Consider the following 18,733-nt stretch of genomic DNA (forward strand, 5'->3'; position numbering starts at 1 on the left):
CACCCTACACCGGGGGCGGGGACCCGGCACCGGTTCATGCCGGAGCTCACCTTCGAGCCGCGGGCCGCCCGACCGCCCGCGAGCGAGCTCCGCGGCGGCGCCGGGGCCGTCGTCGGGCGGCCGGGCGGAGCTGTTGTGGGTACGGTGGTGCGCATGAGAATCGCCACCTGGAATGTGAACTCGATCCGCGCCCGCACCGACCGCGTGGAGGCCTGGCTGGACCGCTCCGATGCGGATGTGCTGGCGATCCAGGAGACCAAGGCCAAGGACGAGTCCTTCCCCTTCGCGGTCTTCGAGCGGCTGGGCTACGACGTCGCGCACGTCGGGCTGAGCCAGTGGAACGGGGTGGCCATCGCCTCCCGGGTGGGTCTTGAGGACGTGCAGCGCACCTTTCCCGGGCAGCCGGCCTTCGGCAAGCCCGGGCAGGAGCCGGTGCAGGAGGCCCGTGCGATCGGCGCGACCTGCGGCGGCGTGCGGATCTGGAGCCTGTACGTGCCCAACGGGCGCGGTCTGGATGACCCGCACATGGCGTACAAGCTGGAGTGGCTGAAGGTGCTGCGCGAGGACGTGCGCGGGTGGCTGACGGAGGACCCGCGGCTGCCGCTGGCGCTGGTGGGGGACTGGAACGTGGCCCCGGAGGACGGGGATGTGTGGGACATCGACTTCTTCCGCCGCAACGGGATGACCCACGTCAGCGCCCCGGAGCGGGAGGCCTTCGCCGCGTTCCTGGACGAGGCCGGCCTGAGCGACGTCGCCCGCCCCTACACCCAGGGCGAGAAGGACTACACGTACTGGGACTACACCCAGCTGCGCTTCCCGAAGAACGAGGGCATGCGCATCGACTTCCAGCTGTGCTCCCCCGCCCTGGCCGAGCGCGTCACCGGCGCCTTCTACGACCGCGAGGAGCGCAAGGGCAAGGGCGCCAGCGACCACCTGCCCGTCGTCGTGGACTACCGGGACTGACGGCGCCGCCCCAGCCTCGCCTCCCTCTCCCTCCCTCCCCCCCCCGGAGGAACCGTTGGGGAGGGGTTTCGGTGTTCGGGAGCGTCCTCGGGGCTCCCGCACACCGAAACCCCTCCCAAACCCTCGGATCGGAGCCGGGAGGCGGGGCGGGGTCAGCTGGGGGTGGTGCGGCGGATGAAACGGGTGAACAGGGCCTGGGCCAGCGCGTCCTCGCGGGACATCATCTCCGGGTGCCACTCCACCGCGGTCAGATCCATCCGATCCCCGGGGCAGTCCAGCGCCTCGATCACCCCGTCCCGGGCGCGGGCGCACACCCGCAGACCCTCCCCGAGCCGGTCGATGACCTGGTGGTGGTACGAGTTGACCAGGGCCGACGCCGGGTGCTCGCCGTCGTCTCCAGCCTCACCGTCGGTGCCCGTCCCAGGCTGCCCCACGCGGCGCATTCCGGCGGCTCCCGGATCCTGGGTGCGCGCCTCGGCCAGGGCCTCGGCCAGGAACGTGTCCGGCTCGACGTCGATCGCGTGCACCCCCAGGGCGGGGTTGCCGGTGGAGCTGTGCTGCACGGTGGTGCCCGCGTAGCGCAGATCCTGGAAGAGGGTTCCGCCGAAGAACACGTTGGCCAGCTGCATGCCGCGGCAGATCGCGAACACCGGCAGCCCGGAGTCTCCCGCCAAGCGCAGGGCCTCCAGCTCGTAGGCGTCGCGCACCGGGTCCACCGGGCCGCAGCCGATCAGCGGGTCCTGGCCGTAGCGCTGCGGGTCGACGTCGACCCCTCCGGCCAGGATCAGCCCGTCCAGGGCCCCCAGCTGGGCGGGGAGCAGGGAGAGGTCCGGGGAGGGCGCCATGAGGAAGGGCACCCCGCCGGCCGCCGCGACGGAGCGGGGGTAGTCCTCGTTGATGGTGATCCGCGGGTAGCCCGGGAACTGGTAGTGGGCGACGGCCTCCAGGTTGGTGATGATCCCGATGACGGGCCGGCGCCCGGTCCCCTCGCTCACGCCGCGCCCCTCCTCGAGCTGCCCTCAGACAATGAGAAGACCGCCCCGCATAGAAGCCTACGGGGCGGTCTTCGGTGGCTCCGACCGGCGTCGATCCGGTGACCTTACGATTTTCAGTCGTACGCTCTACCAACTGAGCTACAGAGCCTCGGCACATCCTGTACCGGATATGCCGCGACGGCGCCTCACCCCCGGTGTGACCGGGAGGAATACGCCGCCTGAGCGACCCTGACGGGACTTGAACCCGCGACCTCCGCCGTGACAGGGCGGCGCGCTAACCAACTGCGCTACAGGGCCTCGTTGTTTTTTCCAACGAGAGAAGAGCCTACCGGAACCCCTCTCGCCGGGCAAATCCACTCTCGTGTGATCTGCAGTACCCCCAACGGGATTCGAACCCGTGCCGCCGCCGTGAAAGGGCGGTGTCCTAGGCCGCTAGACGATGGGGGCCCGGACCGGCGCGGTCCACCCGCGCCGAAGCACACACCAGCATACGGGGGCGGGGCGCACCGCGCCAATCACGCACCGCCCCCGCCGGGTGCTGAGCTCAGCCCCAGACCACGGAGGCCTCCGGGGCCTGCTCCAGCCGCGGGTCCTCCCGATCCGGGACGATCATCACGGGCCGATCCGAGCTGTGCAGCACCCCCTGGGACACCGAGCCGAGGATGATCCCGCGCAGCCCGCCGCGACCCCGGGTGCCCACCACGGTCAGATCCGCCTTCTGCCCGGCCTCCAGCAGCACCTCCACCGGAGAGCCGTCGATCAGCTCGGCATCCACCGTCAGATCCGGGTAGTACTCGTGGATCCACGCCTTGGCCTTCTCCTGCAGATCCGCGACCTCGCGGTAGATCGCCTCGAAGTCCACGGCCGCCGGCACCCAGCTCAGCGCCCCCGTGTACGGGGCCAGCGCGTTGACCAGGGTCAGCCCGACGCCATAGCGCTGAGCCTGCTCCGCGGCCTCGAGGATCGCGATGCGCGCCTGATCCGATCCGTCCGAGCCGACCACCACGCGCTGGCTCGGGGCCAGCACCTGCGGATCCTTGCCGGCCTGCTGAGCCCACGGCAGCGGCACGACGACGACGGGGCAGTGCGCCCGGGCCGGCAGGGAGGTGGACACCGTGCCCAGCAGCCGGCCCATGAAGCCGCGGGCCGTGCGGGAGCCGACCACCACCAGCTCGGCATGCTCGGAGAAGTCCACGAGGATCGTCGAGGCGTCCCCGGTCTCCACCGTGGCCCGCAACTCGACCTGCGCATCGGAGACCCGGGAGCGGGCCTCGTCGAGGATCTGGGCGACCCCGTCCTCCAGGGCCTTCTCATCCACCACGGAGTACCCGGCGTCGAACCCGGAGCCGGTGAACACCGGGAGGGAGTAGGCGGTGACCAGGCGCACCGCGGCCCCGCGCCGCTCGGCTTCCGCGACCGCCCAGGTCAGCGCGCCGAAGCTCTGCTCGGAGCCGTCGATGCCGACGACGATCTCCCCGCGCAGCTCCTCGGCCGAGGGGGAGCTGGCGCGCTGAGCCACCGCCTCCCGCCCGAAGCTGCCGCCATCCTGCCGAACGCCGTTGTTCTCGGTCATCTCCATCTCTCCTTGCGACTGCGAAGACGAGGGTTCTCGATGCCTCCAGTCTAAGCCGGCAGGGGCCCTGCCAGCCCGAGATGACGCGGCGGGAGGGCTCAGTCCCGGGCGTCCGCCGAGGCCCCGGAGCGGGAGATGTCCACCATCTGCTCCCGCTCCACGACTTTCACCCGCTGGCGCGGGTTCCCGGCGGCATCCTGAGCGGCCGCGCCCAGCGCCTTCTCGTGCGCGTCCAGGGCGTGCCAGCCCTCCCACGTGGTGAACTCGACGCCGCCCCGGTCCAGCAGGGCGGGCACGGCCTCCGGCTCCGGGTGCGCGGCGGTGAAGGCGCGGTCCTCGAGCAGGTGCGTGATGGTCTCCAGGGCATCGGACTTGGTGGAGCCGATCAGCCCCACGGGCCCGCGCTTGATCCAGCCCGTCGCGTACAGCCCCGGCACCGGCGTCTCGGTCTCGTCCACCACACGGCCCTCCACGTTGGTGATGACCCCGCGGGTGCGGTCGAAGCCGATCTCCGGCAGCTCGGAGCCGAAGTAGCCGATGGCCCGGTACACGGCCTGCACCGGGTACTCCAGGATCTCGCCGGTGGGCCGGATGCCGCCAGCGCCGTCCAGCTCGTTGCGCTCCATGCGGATCGCGGCGACCTTCCCGTCCGCATCCCCCACGATCTCCGCCGGGGACTGCAGGAAGTGCAGGTGCAGGCGCCGGGAGGCGTGCTCGGTGCGCTCGGCCTGCTCGGCCTTCCACTTGTCGATGGTCTTGATCAGGGCCTTGATCTGGTTGTTGGACTCGATCGCGGCGCGGGAGGCGTCGTCGTACTGCAGGTCCTCCTCGTGCAGCACGATGTCCACGTCCCGGGACTTGGCCAGCTCCCGCAGCTCCAGCGGGGTGAACTTCATCTGGGCCGGGCCGCGGCGGCCGAAGACGTGCACGTCGGTGACCGGGGAGGCCTTCAGCCCGGCGTAGACGTTCTCCGGGATCTCGGTGGTCAGCAGGTCCTCGGCGTGCTTGGACAGCACCCGCGCCACATCCAGGGCGACGTTGCCGTTGCCCAGCACCGCGATCTCCTTCGCCCGCAGCGGCCACTGACGCGGCACGTCCGGGTGCCCGTCGTACCAGGCGACGAAGTCCGCGGCCCCGTAGGAGCCGTCCAGCTCGATGCCGGGGATGTGCAGGGAGGCGTCGTAGAAGGCGCCGGTGGCGAAGATGACGGCGTCGTAGTGCTCGCGCAGCTGCGCCAGGCTCAGGTCCGCGCCGTACTCGACGTTGCCGAAGAACCGGATGTCCGGATTCTCCATGATCTTGTGCAGCGAGTTCACGATGCCCTTGATCCGCGGGTGATCCGGGGCGACGCCGTAGCGGATCAGGCCGAAGGGGGCGGGGTAGCGGTCGAAGATGTCGATGCTGACGCGCACCTGACCCTCGGCGACGGCCTCGGAGCGGGACAGCAGGTCCGCGGCGTAGATCCCGGCGGGGCCGGCCCCGATGACGGCCACGCGCAGGGGGCGCTGGTCTTGAGACAAAGCGTTGTTTCCTTTCGGTCGACCGCGAGGGGCGCGGACTCCCGGCTGGAGCGCGGCCCCGTGGGCATCGCCTCGCCAGTCTAGTCAGGCTCGCCTCACCCGAACAGACCCGCTCAACCCGGCGTCAGGCGGCGTCACATGCGCGATCGGGGCGACACCGTCGCCGGGGTGCGCCACGCGGTGGGTGAACCCGGGTGCGAGGGTGCGAGCGCACACATTACCTTGGTGCGTATGACGCAGAGCACCGACACCACAGCCCCCGAGCTGACCTTCGACCCCTCGATCCGCCCGGGCCATGACTTCTACCGCCACGTCAACGGCCCCTGGATCGCCGCCCATGAGATCCCCGCCGACCGCGGCATCGACGGCGCCTTCCACCACCTGCGCGACCTCGCCGAGGAGCAGGTCCGGGACATCATCACCGAGATCGGCCGGCGCGACCCGGATTCGCGCATCGGGCGGCTGTACAACTCCTTCATGGACGAGCAGAGCATCGAAGCCGCCGGCACAGACCCGCTGGAACCGGACCTGGCGCTGCTGGAACAGGCCGAGGACCGGGACGGGCTGGTGCTGGCCCTGGCCGCGCTGGAGGCCTCCGGCGTCGGCGGGCCCGTGGGCCTGTACGTGGCCAACGACGCCAAGGACGCCACCCGCTACGTCCCGAACCTCACCCAGTCCGGGATCGGCCTGCCGGACCGGGACTACTTCTTCGAGGACAAGCACGCCCAGATCCGGGAGGCCTACCGGGCGCACCTGGAGCGGATGTTCGCGCTGACCGGGACCGCCGAGCGCTTCGGCACCACCCCGGCCGACGCCGCCGCCCGGGTGTACGCCCTCGAGGAGAAGATCGCCTCCCACCACTGGGACCAGGTGACCCTGCGCGACGCCAACAAGCGCTACAACCCGCACTCCTTCGACCAGCTGGATCAGGCCTTCCCCGGCTTCCCCTGGACCCGGTGGATCGAGGGCATCGGGGGCACCCCCGAAGGCTTCGCGAAGGTCATCGTGGGCCAGCCCTCCGCCCTCGAGGGCCTGGCCCGGCTGTGGGTCTCGGAGGACCTGGAGGACTGGCGGCTGTGGGCCGTGTGGCGCCTGATCCACGCCCGCGCCCCCTTCCTCGGGACGCAGATCGTGCAGGAGAACTTCGAGTTCTACTCCAAGACCCTCACCGGCACCGAGCAGATCCGGGACCGCTGGAAGCGCGGCGTCGGCCTGGTGGAGGCCCTGCTGGGCGAGGAGGTGGGGCAGGAGTACGTGGCCCGGCACTTCCCGCCGGAGCACAAGCAGCGGATGCTCCAGCTGGTCCAGCACCTGATCGAGGCCTACCGCGAGTCCATCTCCTCGCTGGACTGGATGACCGAGGCCACCCGCGAGCGCGCCCTGGACAAGCTGGACAAGTTCACCCCCAAGATCGGCTACCCGGATTCCTGGCGGGACTACTCCGGGCTGAGCATGGATGATGATCTGCTGGAGAACGTGCGGCGCGGCTCGCGCTTCGAGCACGAGTACGAGCTGGGCAAGCTGGGTCAGCCGATCAACCGCGACGAGTGGGCGATGACCCCGCAGACGGTCAACGCCTACTACCACCCGCTGATGAACGAGATCGCGTTCCCCGCCGCGATCCTGCGTCCCCCGTTCTTCGACATGGACGCCGACGACGCCGTGAACTTCGGGGCGATCGGTGCGGTGATCGGCCACGAGATCGGGCACGGCTTCGACGATCAGGGCTCCAAGTACGACGGCGACGGCAACCTCAACGACTGGTGGACCGCGCAGGACCGGGCGGAGTTCGACAAGCGCACCGGCGAGCTGGTGCGCCAGTACAGCGGGTACGTCCCGGAGGGGCTGGACCCGGAGCGGGACGCCGTCAACGGGGAGCTGACCCTCGGGGAGAACATCGGCGACCTGGGCGGTCTGGGCATCGCACTGAAGGCCTACCGCCGGGCCCTGGCCGAGCAGGGGCTGGACTTCGACTCCGCGCCGGTGGTGGACGGGCAGACCGCGCTGCAGCGGCTGTTCGTCGCCTACGCGCGGGTGTGGCGCTCCAAGGCCCGCCCGCAGACCCTGCGGATGTACCTCTCGATGGACCCGCACTCCCCCGCGGAGTTCCGGTGCAACGGGATCGTGCGCAACATCGACGCCTTCTACGACGCCTTCGAGGTGGGGCCGGAGGATGAGCTGTGGCTGGATCCGCAGGAGCGGGTGAGCATCTGGTGACCGGCGTCGGACACCGGGGGACGGGGGCCGCGCCGCGGATCGATCTGAACTCGGATTCCGGGGAGTCCTTCGGCTCCTGGACCATGGGCGACGACGCGGCGATGGCCGGGCTGGCCTCCTCGCTGAACGTGGCCTGCGGCTTCCACGCCGGGGACCCGTCGGTGGCGCGGGCGACCTGCCGGGCCGCCGTCGAGCACGGAACCGCGATCGGGGCGCACGTGGCCTACCCGGATCTGCAGGGCTTCGGCCGACGCCGCCTGGAGATGGCCCATCACGAGCTGGTGGATGCGGTGATCTGGCAGATCGGGGCGCTGCAGGCGATCGCCCGGGCGGAGGGCGCGCAGGTCTCCTATGTGAAGCCGCACGGGGCGCTGTACAACGTCATCGCCCGGGAGCGGGGGCAGGCCGCCGCGGTGGCCGAGGGGGTGGCGACGGCCCTGCCGGGCGCGGCGATCCTGGTGCTGCCGGGATCGGTGATCGAGGAGGAGGCTCAAGCCGCGGGGCTGCGCCCGGTGCGCGAGGCCTTCGCGGATCGGGGCTACCTGCCGGACGGCTCCCTGGTGCCGCGCCGGGAGGCGGGCGCGGTGCTGCACGACCCGGAGCAGATCGCTGCCCGCGTGCTCCGGATGGTGTCCGAGGGCGTGGTCCAGGCCGTGGACGGCACCCCCGTGCGGCTGGGTGCGGAATCCGTGTGCGTGCACGGGGACACCCCCGACGCCGTCGGGATCGCCCGGGCGGTGCGGGGCACCCTCCGGGAGGCCGGGGTGGAGATCGCCCCCTTCACGGCTCAATAACCCGTTTGTGAAGTGGTTGGCGGGTTGTGGAGTGATGTAGCCGCTCCATAACCCGCCAACCACTTCGCAGATCACCGATCACCTGCTCGGAGCGGTCCACGGCGGCAGGCCGCGCTCCAGCTGGCGGACCAGGATAGCCTCCCCGAGGATCCGTCGGAACTGCGGCCAGCCGCTGTGCAGCTGAGGCCACCCGGCCCGCAGGATGAACCATCCGAGGTTCTGGATGGCCTTCTCCCTGGATCTCTCCTTCACGATGACCTCCGGAGCCGGGCCGTAGTCGGTGTACTTGAGGGAACCGTCGATCTCCAGGGCGAGCATCAGCTCCGGCCAGGCCATGTCCAGGAAGAACCTCCCGCTGGCGGTGTTCACCCTGACCTGCAGCTGCGGCAGCGGCATGCCCGCCTCCGCGATGCGGAACCGAGCGATGGTCTCCGCCACGGACCCGGCCAGCCCGTCGGCCCGTCCCAGGACAGCCAGTCCACGGCGGTTCCCATGCCTCCCCGGGGAGTGGGTGAGTTCCCGCTCGATGGCGGCCCTCTGCACCCCGCGGGCCAGGATCTGATCCAAGATCACCAGGGCGGGAAGCGCGTCCAGACTGCGCGCGCACTCCACGGCCGTGGTCTGCAGAGAGGTCACCGGCAGCCCCAGATCGGTGATCTGCCGATCCTCGGAGAGCCCGCGCAGCAGATGCCCCTTGACCAGCGGCGACGACGGGTTCGGGCGGGGATCGCCGCAGATGTGGATCTCCTCGGGCACAGGAGACAGGTGCAGCCCCCAGGCCAGGGCCGCTGAGGTCCTGGAGAAGGTGATCGGCCCGGTGCTCACGCTGGCGTAGGCGAGATGCCTGGCCAGGGCCCGGCGCTCCGGGGTGAGCCGTACCCAGTGCTCGCGGTCCAGATAGCAGCCGCGCCAGACCTTCACCCAGTCCCCGCGGCGCAGCGGGTGTTCGGATTCTCCCTCGCGGCGCATCCGGGAGACGAGGTGCAGGTCATCGGCGGTGATGAGGCGCTTCCTGCCCATGGGACCACTGTCCCCCCGGGAACAGGACGCGGGGAGCCGACGTCGGAAATCTGTGGATAACCCCCGGCCAACTCCCGTCTGTGGAGTGGTTGGCAACTTAGGGAGTGGCTACACCGCTCCACAACCCGCCAACCGCTCCACAGATCCCGGAGATCATTTCCCGGCGGGCAGGGGGTCGTGGCGGTGGCGCCAGATCTGGGTGATCCACAGCAGGACCAGCAGGTAGTGGGCGAGCATCGGCAGGCCCGCCGCGATCTGGGCAGGACGGGAGACGTAGTCCAGGTTCTCGGTGGTTCCGGCCACCGTGGCCGCCAGCCACAGCGGCGAGTAGTACAGGCCGACGAAGGCCGCCCACGCCAGCACCTGCGCGGCGGTGCGGCGCCAGTCCCGCTCGCGGAAGGCCCACGGCAGCGCGTCCACCAGGAAGGCCGCCACGATCAGCGGCAGCCACGTGTTGTGGTGGGACCAGGAGATCGGGGACATCTCCAGCATCAGGAACGCCGTCAGGCCGATCACCGACAGCCGCATCCCCCGCCGATCCAGCACCGGGATCACCGCGGCCGTGCCCACCAGCAGCACCGCGATCAGCAGCCAGTGCAGCCCCGACAGCAGCGCCGTCGGCATCTGCGCGTGGTACCCCTCCAGGGTCAGGTGCATCAGCCAGCCCTGCACCGAGATGTTGTCCGGGTAGTTGATGTTGCCCACCCGGGTGGGATCCGAGACCGCCGAGGTCCAGAACTGCACCGCCTGGTGCGGCAGCAGGAGGAAGCCCAGGGCGATCGTGCCCAGGAAGGACGCCCCGAGGGTCAGCACGCCCTTCACGTCCTTGCGCATCAGCGGAATGAGCCCGAAGACCAGCGGGGTGAGCTTGATGCCCCCGGCGATCCCGATGAAGAACCCGCGCGGCAGGCGGGTGGCCGGTCGCAGCAGATCCCCCAGCACCAGCAGCATGATCAGCGGATTGATCTGCACCAGCCCGATGCCGCGCCGCCACGGCCCCGAGAGCAGGATGACCGCGGTGAGCACGGCGATCGTCGTCGTGCGGCCCAGCTTGTCCTGGAAGGGGATCCGCCGGCCGCGGTGGTTGACGTAGTCGTACACGATGGCCGCGAACCACCACGCCACCGCCACCGAGAACGCCAGCATGATCGCCTGACCCAGCCACATCGGGATGAAGGCGAAGGGCAGCAGGATCAGCGCCGCGAACGGCGGATAGGTGAACGGCAGGAAGCCCCCACCCAGGGGCACCAGATCCCGGTCGTACAGGTCCGCGCGCACGCCGTCGCTGCCGAAGATCGTCGCAGCGCCCGTGCGGTACACGGAGAAGTCCAGCCCGCCCACCAGCATCGAGTACGTCAGCTGCGCACCCACCACCGCGACGACGACGACCCACGCCCCGATCTGCCAGGCGCGCGAGGGCCCGGGAACCGCGGCATCGCGGTCTCGGCGGGAAGGCTGGGGACTCGACGAGGCGGCGGGGGAACTCACCCTGCCAGGGTACCGTGCCGCTCGCCGCGCACCGCATGCACCGCGGTGACCACCACCAGCGCGTACAGGACCGCGGCGGGCAGGGTGCTCGCCGCTCCCCCGGTGCCCCAGCCGAACATCCCGGCGACCCACGGCCCCAGCAGCAGCGGACCGATGAAGAAGCCGACGCCGGCCACCCACGCGGCCGCGTCCAGCCAGATCCGCGCGCCCCGGGAGACCCCGCCCCACAGGCTGGGGCGCACCTCCCACGCCCACGCGAACACGGCCACCGGCAGCCACACGAAGTGGTGGATCCAGGAGATCGGGGAGATCTGCAGCATCAGGAACGCCGTCACGGAGACCTCGGAGAGCACCAGACCCCTCCGGTGCAGCAGCGGCAGCAGGGCCGACGTCGCCACCAGCAGCACCAGCACCAGCAGGACGCGCAGCAGGCTCAGCGCCGGCCCCGCGAGGTGCAGGTGCGTGAGCCACCCCTCCACGGAGATGTTGCGCAGATCGCCGAGCCCGCCGACCCGGGAGGAGTCCCACAGGGCCCCGGCCCAGAACTGCGCGGACTCCTCGGGCAGCAGCAGGAATCCCACGGCGACGGTCCCGGCGAAGCTCGCCGCGAGGGTCGCCAGGCCCCTGAGATCCCGACGCATCAGCAGGATCAGGCCGAAGGCCAGCGGGGTGAGCTTCAGCCCGCCGGCGATCCCCACGAGCACTCCCCGCGGCACCCGGGTGCCCGGACGCAGGAAGTCCGCGAGCACCAGCGCCAGCAGCAGCGGGTTGATCTGGCCGAAGCCGAAGTTGTCCTGCCACGGGGAGCTCGCGCAGATCAGGGCGAACACGAGCCCGACGATCGCGGCCGTCCCCAGGCTCGCCTGCCCGGGCAGGAGGACGCCGCGGCGGTTGACCGACGCCACCAGGACCCACGCCAGGCACGCCGCGACCGCGAAGGTCAGCAGCGCCACGAGCACGGAGCCCGAGAACCAGCTGATCCACGCCAGCGGCGCCATGACCAGGGCCGCGAACGGCGGGTAGGTGAAGGGGAGGGAGGAATCTCCGGTCGTGGAGATGGGCCCGCCGTACAGGGAGGGCGCGGCCCCCGGGTCCCCGACGACGATGCGCGCGGCCTCCCGGTAGACCTTCAGATCCCCGGACCCTCCGAACACCGCCGAGGAGAACTGGCTCCACAGCATCCACGCGACGAAGGCCCACACCGCGGCGCGCAGCAGGACGAGGGCTCCCCCGCGGGCGGGTGGGCGAGCCGGCCGGTCCCGGTGACCCGCGGAGTCCGCGTCGGCCGGGGTGGATCCCGGACGGGCCCGGTTCATCCCCGGGCGGTCATCGCTCACCGGGCGAGACGGGAGGACCGGCCGGCTCCTCCGGAAGCGGCGTCGTCCTCATCGGCGGGGGCGATGGCGTCGGCGTCGTCCTCGAGGTCCTCCCGGGGGCGGTCCTTGGGGCGGGCGACCAGGTTGGTCGGGCCCTGACCGGCGGGACGGCGACGGCGACGGGTGCGCCGCGGGGCGGCCTGCGGGTCACGGGCCTTCTTGGGCATCCCGAGGATGCGGAAGAACAGCTCCGCGACCAGCACCGCGAAGGCCGCGTAGTACAGGTAGGGGGACGGGTACAGGGAGTAGACCCGCATGATGTTCCCGACCGCGGTGAGCACCAGGGCGGCGAAGCCCAGCAGCATCAGCACCGCGTGCACGACGCCGAAGCGCGGGGCGTCCTTGGTCCGCCACGCCAAGTACACCGCCATCAGCCCGAACAGCAGCGGGAAGAAGACCTGCCCGGACAGGGCGATGGTGTCCCCGGTGTACTGGTACATGCCCATCGCCTGCAGGATGGCGGCGGCGACGAGGGTGACGACGGCGGGTAAGGATCTCACGGGCGCCCAGTCTAGCCGCTGGCCCCGGGTTCCCGGCCGGGGTTCCCTGCCCGGCGTCTGCGCTCCCGGCCTCCACCGCGCGGGCCGGTAAACTCGCATGGGAGAAGCATGATTCGATGACGGCCCCGGGAGGCGCGACGACGGTGACGGTCCGGACGCGAGGCGAGCAGCAGGCACGACGCCCGGGCGGCGGCAGGTCCAGCTGGCACCGCCGAGCCTCCCGCCCGGTCACGGTGTGGATGCTCGTGCTGCTGTTCGCCGTGTTCTTCCACCGGTGGCTGCCCGAGGCCCGATGGACCCTGGTGCACCTCGTGGCCCTGGGGCTGATCGCCAACTCCATCCTGATCTGGTCCCAGCACTTCGCCGAGGCCCTGCTCAAGCACCGTCTCCCGGACTCCGCCCGCCCCGCCCAGCTGCGGCGGATCCGGACGCTGAACCTCGGCGTCGTCGTCCTGATCGCGGGGATGATGCTCACCCCGTACCCCGCCGTGCACGTTCCGGCGGTGCTCGGCGGGGCGGTGCTGGTGGGCGGGGCCGTCGCCTGGCATGCCGCCTCCCTGGGGCGCCAGCTGCGCGCGGCCCTGCCGGCTCGCTTCGCGGTCACGGTCCGGTGGTACATCACCGCGGCGTGGCTGCTGCCGGTGGGCGCGGTGCTGGGGGCGGTGCTCGGCGTCGCCGATCTCAGCGCGGCCGGGCACGCCCGGGTCCAGCTGGCTCACGAGGCGGTGAACGTGCTGGGCTTCGTCGGGCTCACGGTCACCGGGACCCTGCTGACCCTGTGGCCCACGATCCTGCGCACCCGGATGCCGCAGAGCTCCCTGCCGCGCCTGCGTCTCGCGCTGGGGCTGCTGCTGGCCGGCGTCCTGGGCGCCGCGACCTCGGCCCCGGTCGGCTGGCGCTCGACGGCGGCCGCGGGCCTGGGCGCCTACGCCCTGGGTGTTGTGGTGCTGCTGGGGTGGCTGGTGAGCGTGGCCCGCACCCGTGCCCCGCGGGACTACGCCGGGCTGTCCGTGCTGGCCGGGATCTGCTGGCTGCTGGCGGGTGCCGTGTGGACCGGGATCCTCGTGCTGCGCGCCGACTGGGCGGGTCTGGATCTGACCCCGGTGACGCCGGTGTTCGTCGCGGGCTTCCTGGTGCAGGTGCTGCTGGGGGCGATGACCTACCTGCTGCCGGCCACCATGGGCGGAGGGCCCGCCGCGGTGCGCGCCGGGAACCGGGAGCTGACCCGGCTGTCCTGGCTGCGGGTGACCGTGGTGCAGCTGTGCCTGATCCTGTTCGTCCTGCCGCCCGCGCTCACCGGGTCCTGGGTGCGGGCCATCGCCTCGATCCTCGGAGTCCTCGCCCTGGCGGCCTTCCTGCCCCTGATGATCCGCGCCGTGCGCGCCCAGGTGGCCGCCCGCCGGGCGATGATCGCCGCCCGGGCGGCCACAGCCGATCGGGGGCGTCCGGGCGATTCCGAGCCTGGAGCGGAGCCCGGGTCCGCGGCGGGGTCGGCCCCGTGGGCGCGGCCGGGCTCCGGGCCTGCCGCCCGGACGGACCCGGCCTCCGAGGCGTCCGGCCACGCCGCGGGGTCCCCGCCGAGCCCCCGGCGGGATCACGGCGTCGCGCCCGCGCACCCGCGGCGGGAGATCCTCGCCGGGGCGGGCCTGACCGCGCTGGGCGTGGCCGCGGGCCTGGCCCTGGACCCCTCGGGTCTGCAGCGGGCGCTGCACGGGCTGGGTCGGGAGCCGGCCGGCACGGGGCACACCACCCGGGTGGCGGTGAAGGCCACCGCCGCGATGCGCTTCGAGCCGGCCGAGATCACCGTGCCCGCCGGGGACCGGCTCATCCTGGAGGTCACCAACGCGGATGAGACCACGGTGCACGACCTCGTCCTGGACGGCGGAGCCACCTCCGGGCGGCTGGACCCGGGGGCCTCCGCGTCGGTGGACGCCGGGGTGATCACCCAGGATGTGGACGGATGGTGCTCGATCGTGGGGCACCGGCAGATGGGCATGACCCTGCGCATCCGCGCCGACGGCGCCTCCTCCCCCGGCGAGGAGTCCTCGGGGCGCGGGGACTCGTCCGCTGACGGGCAGGGCGCGGGCACCGAACCGGCCCTGGACCTGCAGGCCGCCCCGGGGAAGGATCACCGCACCCGCTCCGCGGTGCTGGACCCGGCCGCCGTCGACGGGCTGGAGCCGAACGGGACGGGCGGGGTGATCCACCGGGTGACCCTGACCGTCACCGAGCAGACCCTGGAGGTGGCCCCCGGGGTGGCGCTGCGCGCGTGGACGTACAACGGGGATTTCATGGGACCGACCCTGCGCGGGCGGGTCGGGGACACCTTCGAGGTGACCCTGGTCAACCGCGCCTCGATGGGCCACTCGGTGGACTTCCATGCCGGGGACATCGCCCCGGATCAGCCGATGCGCACCATCGCCCCGGGGGACTCCCTGGAGTACCGCTTCACCGCGCACGGGGCCGGGATCTGGCTGTACCACTGCTCCACCGCGCCCATGTCCAGTCACATCGCCGCGGGCATGTTCGGGGCGGTCGTCGTCGACCCGCCCGAGCTGCCGACGGTGGATCGGGAGTTCCTGCTGGTGCACAGCGAGACCTACCTGAAGACCACCGGCCGGAAGGACGACGCCGGTCGGCAGCTCACCGAGGTGGACCCGGCCCGAGTGCCCACCGGGGTGCCGACCTTCGCGATGTTCAACGGCCACGCGACCCAGTACGCCGCCGAGCCCTTGGAGGCGCGCACCGGGCAGCGGGTGCGGATCTGGACCCTGCCGGCCGGGCCGAGCCTGGGGATGAGCTTCCACGTGGTCGGCGGGCAGTTCACCACCGTGTACAAGGAGGGGGCGTACCGACTGCTGGAGGAGCGCGACGCCTTCGGGCGCACCGGCGGTCGGGCCCAGGCCCTGGACCTGGCCAGCGCGCAGGGGGGCTTCGTGGAGCTGACCTTCACGGAACCCGGCACCTACACCTTCGTCAACCACTCCTTCGCGCAGATGGAGCGCGGCGCCCGCGGCCTGATCCGGGTGGAGTGAGGCTCCGGCGGCGCACCCCTCCACCGAGCCGGCGCATCCGTTCCCAGAAACGCGAAAACCGGGAACCGATGCGCCGCCTCGCGGAAGACCGAGCGGGACATGGGTACGGATGCGCCGGGTCGCGAGAGGCCGGGCTCGGGCGGAAGGGTCAGTCGGTGGCGGCGGGGCGGTCCGTGGCCGAATACTGGGACCAGGAGCCGGGGTACAGTCGCGCCCGCACCCCCGCGCTGGCCAGGGCCACGATCTCGTGGGTGGCGGTCACCCCGGAGCCGCAGTACACGATCGGCGTCTCCTGTGCTTCGGGGTCCACCCCGGCCTCGGTGAGCCGCGCGCGGATCTGCTCCGGGGTGCGGAACAGCCCGTGCTCGTCGATCAGGTCCCGGTGGAACAGGTTGCGCGCCCCCGGGATGTGCCCGGCGCGGGGATCCACGGGCTCCTCCTCCCCGCGGTAGCGCTGCGGGGCGCGGGCATCGAGCACGACGCCGCCCGAGGACGCCGTCTCCTGGGTCTCGTCGATGTCGGCCAGCCAGGAGTCCTCGAAGGGTGCGGCGGCGAAGGCCCCGGACTCCTCCGGCTCCGTCTCATCCGGCCCGACTTCCAGGGCGTCCTGACCGTGCGCGGCCACCCAGGCGGGCAGCCCGCCGTCGAGCACCGCGGCCTGGTGGCCGGTGGCCCGCAGCAGCCAGACCAGCCGGGAGGCGGAGGCGCCGGAGGCGTCGTCGTAGGCGATGACCAGGGTGTCCTCGGCGATGCCGCTGATCTCCATCGCGGCGGCGAAGCGCTCCTCCATCGGCAGCGGGTGCCGTCCCTCCTCGGGGGAGGCGGGGGCGGCGAGCATGAAGTCGAGGTCCACGAACACGGCCCCGGGGATGTGCCCGGCCTCGTAGGCCTCCTCACCGGAGCGCCCGTCCAGGTACCAGCGCACGTCCGCCACGCGTACGGGACGCCCCTCGATGGGCGCGGTGCGCAGGCGCTCGTCCTCGGCGGCCAGCTTGGCCTCCAGCTCCTGCAGCCGCTCGGCGGTCAGCTGCTCGGGGTTCTCCAGGGCGCGGGCCGCCTCGCGGGCGGCGGCCCGGTGCCGGGCGTTCTCGGCGGCGGCGTTCTCGGCCGCGCGCTGCAGGGAGGCGAGGTCGGCGACGGAGACGATCCAGGGCAGCTCGTGGGTCATGGGCCTCATCCTACGCGGGGGACCAGTGACGGCCGATAATGCGCATTGTTCGTACTAGATTGGAGGGGCAGCCGTGATCAGGGAGGATCCATGACAGTCCGCAGACCGGAAGACACCACCGTTCCCGCCGACTGGGACCCCCGTTCCCCCGAGGTGCAACAGGATCAGATCGCCGCCTACGACGCGCTGCGAGCCCACTGCCCTGTGGCCCACGACGACTACCTGGGGTACACCCTGCTCAGTCATGCCGACGTCGCCGCTGCGGCCCTGGACCCGCAGACCTTCAGCAACCGCGTCTCCGATCGGCACGTCGCGGTGCCCAACGGGTTGGACGGACCCGAGCACACGGCCTTCCGCCGCATCAACGACGCCTACTTCACTCCCGAGCGCATGGCCGCCGCCGAACCCGTGCTGCGCACCGTGATCCGCGAGCTCATCGCCGAGCTGCCCGCCGGACACCGCGTGGACGCGGCCGGGGAGTTCGCCCGCCAGTACGCCCTGCGCATCACCGCCGCCTTCATGGGGTGGGAGGAGGAGTATCGGGAGCCGCTGAGCGCGTGGGTTCAGCGCACCGGGAGGCCACGCTGCGCCGGGACCGCGCGGAGATCGGTCGGGTGGCCCTGGAGTTCGACGGCACGATCCGCCGGATGCTCGCCGACCGGACGGGCTCCGCCGGGCTCGATGCCGAGGGCCGCCCGCGCGACGTCACCGCCCAGCTGATGCGCGACGTCGTCGAGCTGCCGGACGGTGCCCGCCCGATGACCGAACCCGAGCTGATCAGCCTCATCCGCAACTGGACCGTGGGCGAGCTGTCCACCATCGCGGCCTGCGCCGGGGTGCTGGTGCAGTTCCTCGCCTCCCACCCCCGCGAGCAGGAGCGGCTGCGCAGCGATCCTACGCAGATCCCCGCGGCCGTGGAGGAGATCATGCGGCTGCGGGACCCGCTGGTGAGCAATCGGCGCGTGACCACCCGCCCCGTGGAGGTGGGTGGCCGGCGCCTGCCCGCCGGGGCACGGGTCACCCTGAACTGGACCTCCGCCAACAGGGACGAAGCCGCCTTCCCCGACGCCGCGCAGTACCGACCGGACCGCGATCAGTCCGCGAACCTGGTGTACGGAACCGGAATCCACGCCTGCCCCGGCGCACCCCTGGCCCGGCTGGAGCTGCGGCTGCTCGTGGAGGAGCTGCTCGCAGCCACGACCGCGATCGAAGAGGCCGGGCCCACCGCCAACGAGGTCTATCCCGTGGCCGGGTTCTCCTCGGTGCCCGTCATCGTCCGCCGCTGATCGCCGACCGCGCCGGGCGAGGGCGCGCCGCGCGTCGGCATCGCCTCAGCCGTCGCAGGTGCGAGCGTACTTCTCCTGCTGCAGCCGCATGATCTTGTCCACGTAGCTGCGGGTCTCCGGGTAGTTCGGCACGCCCTTCGCGTCCTTCACGGCGTTGGGTCCGGCGTTGTACCCGGCCAGGGCGTAGCGGATGAGGGCGTCCTCGTCGTCTCCGGCCAGGTCCGCCAGCTCGGTGCGCAGGTACTTCATGTACCGGCCCTGCGCGGCGATCGCGTCGTGCTCGTCCATCGGGTCCCCGTCCCCGCCCCAGATGTCCCAGGTGTCCTGGGTGAACTGGGCGATACCCATGGCCCCGGCGTGGGAGTGGGCGTCCGGATTCCAGCCGGACTCGGCGTCCAGCTGCGCGGCCAGCACTCGCACGGGGAAGCCGGATTCGCGGGAGGCGCCCTCCAGGTCCGTCACGAGGTCCTGCGGGATGGGGCGGGAGTCCGCGGCGGTGCAGGTCTCATCCGCGGGCACGTAGTCGGTGACGGCCAGACCCACCGCGCCGACGACGAGCAGCCCGAGAGCCGCGAGCACCTGCCAGTGCTGAACGGCGGCACGCAGGGCACCCCGTCCCCGCCCGCCGCGGGCCCTCTCCTGTGATTCGCTCATCGCGCCCCAGCATACGGGACGCCCCGTCGTCGTCCGGGTGGCGACGCCGGGGCCGCCGCTCCTGCGGGGGCGCACCCCACCCCGGGCGGCGACGCCGGGGGCGCCGTCGCCGCTGGGAGGCTCGGCCCGCGCGCGTCCCGCTTT

General features: G+C 72.1%; 15 protein-coding genes and 3 tRNA genes. 6 read left to right on the top strand and 12 right to left on the bottom strand.

What is annotated here, in order from left to right:
• Positions 1 to 153 precede the first annotated feature (153 nt).
• Positions 154 to 963, top strand: a complete 810-nt coding sequence (locus NQ707_RS05175; protein WP_404435004.1) for an exodeoxyribonuclease III — start codon at positions 154 to 156, stop codon at positions 961 to 963.
• 152 nt (positions 964 to 1,115) lie between these two features.
• Here NQ707_RS05175 and NQ707_RS05180 read toward each other — a convergent pair whose 3' ends face one another.
• The 6 genes from NQ707_RS05180 to NQ707_RS05205 all read right to left on the bottom strand — a co-directional run bounded on the left by NQ707_RS05180 (position 1,116) and on the right by NQ707_RS05205 (position 5,051).
• Positions 1,116 to 1,958, bottom strand: coding sequence for a gamma-glutamyl-gamma-aminobutyrate hydrolase family protein (locus tag NQ707_RS05180; protein WP_404435005.1), 843 nt, complete (start codon positions 1,956 to 1,958; stop codon positions 1,116 to 1,118).
• Between the two features lie 75 nt (positions 1,959 to 2,033).
• Positions 2,034 to 2,106 (bottom strand) — tRNA-Phe (locus NQ707_RS05185).
• A 75-nt stretch (positions 2,107 to 2,181) separates the two neighbouring features.
• Positions 2,182 to 2,255, bottom strand: a tRNA-Asp gene (locus NQ707_RS05190).
• A gap of 77 nt (positions 2,256 to 2,332) precedes the next feature.
• A tRNA-Glu gene (locus NQ707_RS05195) sits at positions 2,333 to 2,405 on the bottom strand.
• Positions 2,406 to 2,502: 97 nt separating this feature from the next.
• Positions 2,503 to 3,531 (bottom strand): universal stress protein, encoded by a 1,029-nt coding sequence (locus NQ707_RS05200; RefSeq protein WP_081275400.1) that lies wholly within the window; start codon positions 3,529 to 3,531, stop codon positions 2,503 to 2,505.
• A gap of 98 nt (positions 3,532 to 3,629) precedes the next feature.
• Complete coding sequence (locus NQ707_RS05205) at positions 3,630 to 5,051, bottom strand: FAD-dependent oxidoreductase (RefSeq protein WP_064725009.1); 1,422 nt, start codon at positions 5,049 to 5,051, stop codon at positions 3,630 to 3,632.
• Between the two features lie 231 nt (positions 5,052 to 5,282).
• On the opposite strand from NQ707_RS05205, the gene NQ707_RS05210 reads away from it, so the two are divergent.
• Both NQ707_RS05210 and NQ707_RS05215 read left to right on the top strand, forming a co-directional pair.
• Positions 5,283 to 7,268, top strand: a complete 1,986-nt coding sequence (locus tag NQ707_RS05210) for a M13 family metallopeptidase (protein ID WP_404435006.1) — start codon at positions 5,283 to 5,285, stop codon at positions 7,266 to 7,268.
• Entirely contained in the window at positions 7,265 to 8,062 is a 798-nt protein-coding gene (locus NQ707_RS05215; protein WP_100463757.1) for a 5-oxoprolinase subunit PxpA, read from the top strand. Before NQ707_RS05210 ends, NQ707_RS05215 begins: the two co-directional genes overlap by 4 nt.
• A 78-nt stretch (positions 8,063 to 8,140) precedes the next feature.
• On the opposite strand, the gene NQ707_RS05220 is transcribed toward NQ707_RS05215, so the two are convergent.
• From NQ707_RS05220 to NQ707_RS05235, 4 genes are all read right to left on the bottom strand, one after another.
• Positions 8,141 to 9,082, bottom strand: a complete 942-nt coding sequence (locus tag NQ707_RS05220) for a hypothetical protein (RefSeq protein ID WP_404435007.1) — start codon at positions 9,080 to 9,082, stop codon at positions 8,141 to 8,143.
• A 153-nt stretch (positions 9,083 to 9,235) separates the two neighbouring features.
• Positions 9,236 to 10,570 (bottom strand): glycosyltransferase 87 family protein, encoded by a 1,335-nt coding sequence (locus tag NQ707_RS05225; RefSeq protein WP_100463756.1) that lies wholly within the window; start codon positions 10,568 to 10,570, stop codon positions 9,236 to 9,238.
• Positions 10,567 to 11,886: a glycosyltransferase 87 family protein gene (locus NQ707_RS05230; protein WP_404435008.1), complete on the bottom strand. Its 1,320-nt coding sequence runs from the start codon at positions 11,884 to 11,886 to the stop codon at positions 10,567 to 10,569. Before NQ707_RS05230 ends, NQ707_RS05225 begins: the two co-directional genes overlap by 4 nt.
• Positions 11,887 to 11,903: 17 nt before the next feature.
• Positions 11,904 to 12,446 carry a hypothetical protein gene (locus NQ707_RS05235; RefSeq protein WP_058730446.1) on the bottom strand — a complete coding sequence of 181 codons (543 nt, stop codon included), beginning with the start codon at positions 12,444 to 12,446 and terminating at the stop codon, positions 11,904 to 11,906.
• A 116-nt stretch (positions 12,447 to 12,562) separates the two neighbouring features.
• Here NQ707_RS05235 and NQ707_RS05240 point away from each other — a divergent pair, with 116 nt between their 5' ends.
• Complete coding sequence (locus NQ707_RS05240; protein WP_404435009.1) at positions 12,563 to 15,481, top strand: multicopper oxidase domain-containing protein; 2,919 nt, start codon at positions 12,563 to 12,565, stop codon at positions 15,479 to 15,481.
• 148 nt (positions 15,482 to 15,629) lie between these two features.
• Here the strand turns inward: NQ707_RS05240 and NQ707_RS05245 are convergent, their stop codons facing one another.
• Entirely contained in the window at positions 15,630 to 16,649 is a 1,020-nt protein-coding gene (locus tag NQ707_RS05245; protein WP_404435010.1) for a sulfurtransferase, read from the bottom strand.
• 90 nt (positions 16,650 to 16,739) lie between these two features.
• Between NQ707_RS05245 and NQ707_RS05250 the strand changes: the two genes are divergently transcribed.
• Positions 16,740 to 17,369 carry a hypothetical protein gene (locus NQ707_RS05250; protein ID WP_404435011.1) on the top strand — a complete coding sequence of 210 codons (630 nt, stop codon included), beginning with the start codon at positions 16,740 to 16,742 and terminating at the stop codon, positions 17,367 to 17,369.
• Positions 17,264 to 17,935 (top strand): cytochrome P450, encoded by a 672-nt coding sequence (locus NQ707_RS05255; RefSeq protein ID WP_404435012.1) that lies wholly within the window; start codon positions 17,264 to 17,266, stop codon positions 17,933 to 17,935. The genes NQ707_RS05250 and NQ707_RS05255 overlap by 106 nt, the downstream gene beginning before the upstream one ends.
• A gap of 45 nt (positions 17,936 to 17,980) precedes the next feature.
• Here the strand turns inward: NQ707_RS05255 and NQ707_RS05260 are convergent, their stop codons facing one another.
• Complete coding sequence (locus tag NQ707_RS05260) at positions 17,981 to 18,589, bottom strand: lytic transglycosylase domain-containing protein (RefSeq protein WP_081046026.1); 609 nt, start codon at positions 18,587 to 18,589, stop codon at positions 17,981 to 17,983.
• Positions 18,590 to 18,733: the final 144 nt, after the last annotated feature.

This window comes from Rothia sp. BD8, from assembly GCF_044878465.1.
Classification (GTDB): Bacteria; Actinomycetota; Actinomycetes; order Actinomycetales; family Micrococcaceae; genus Rothia; species Rothia kristinae.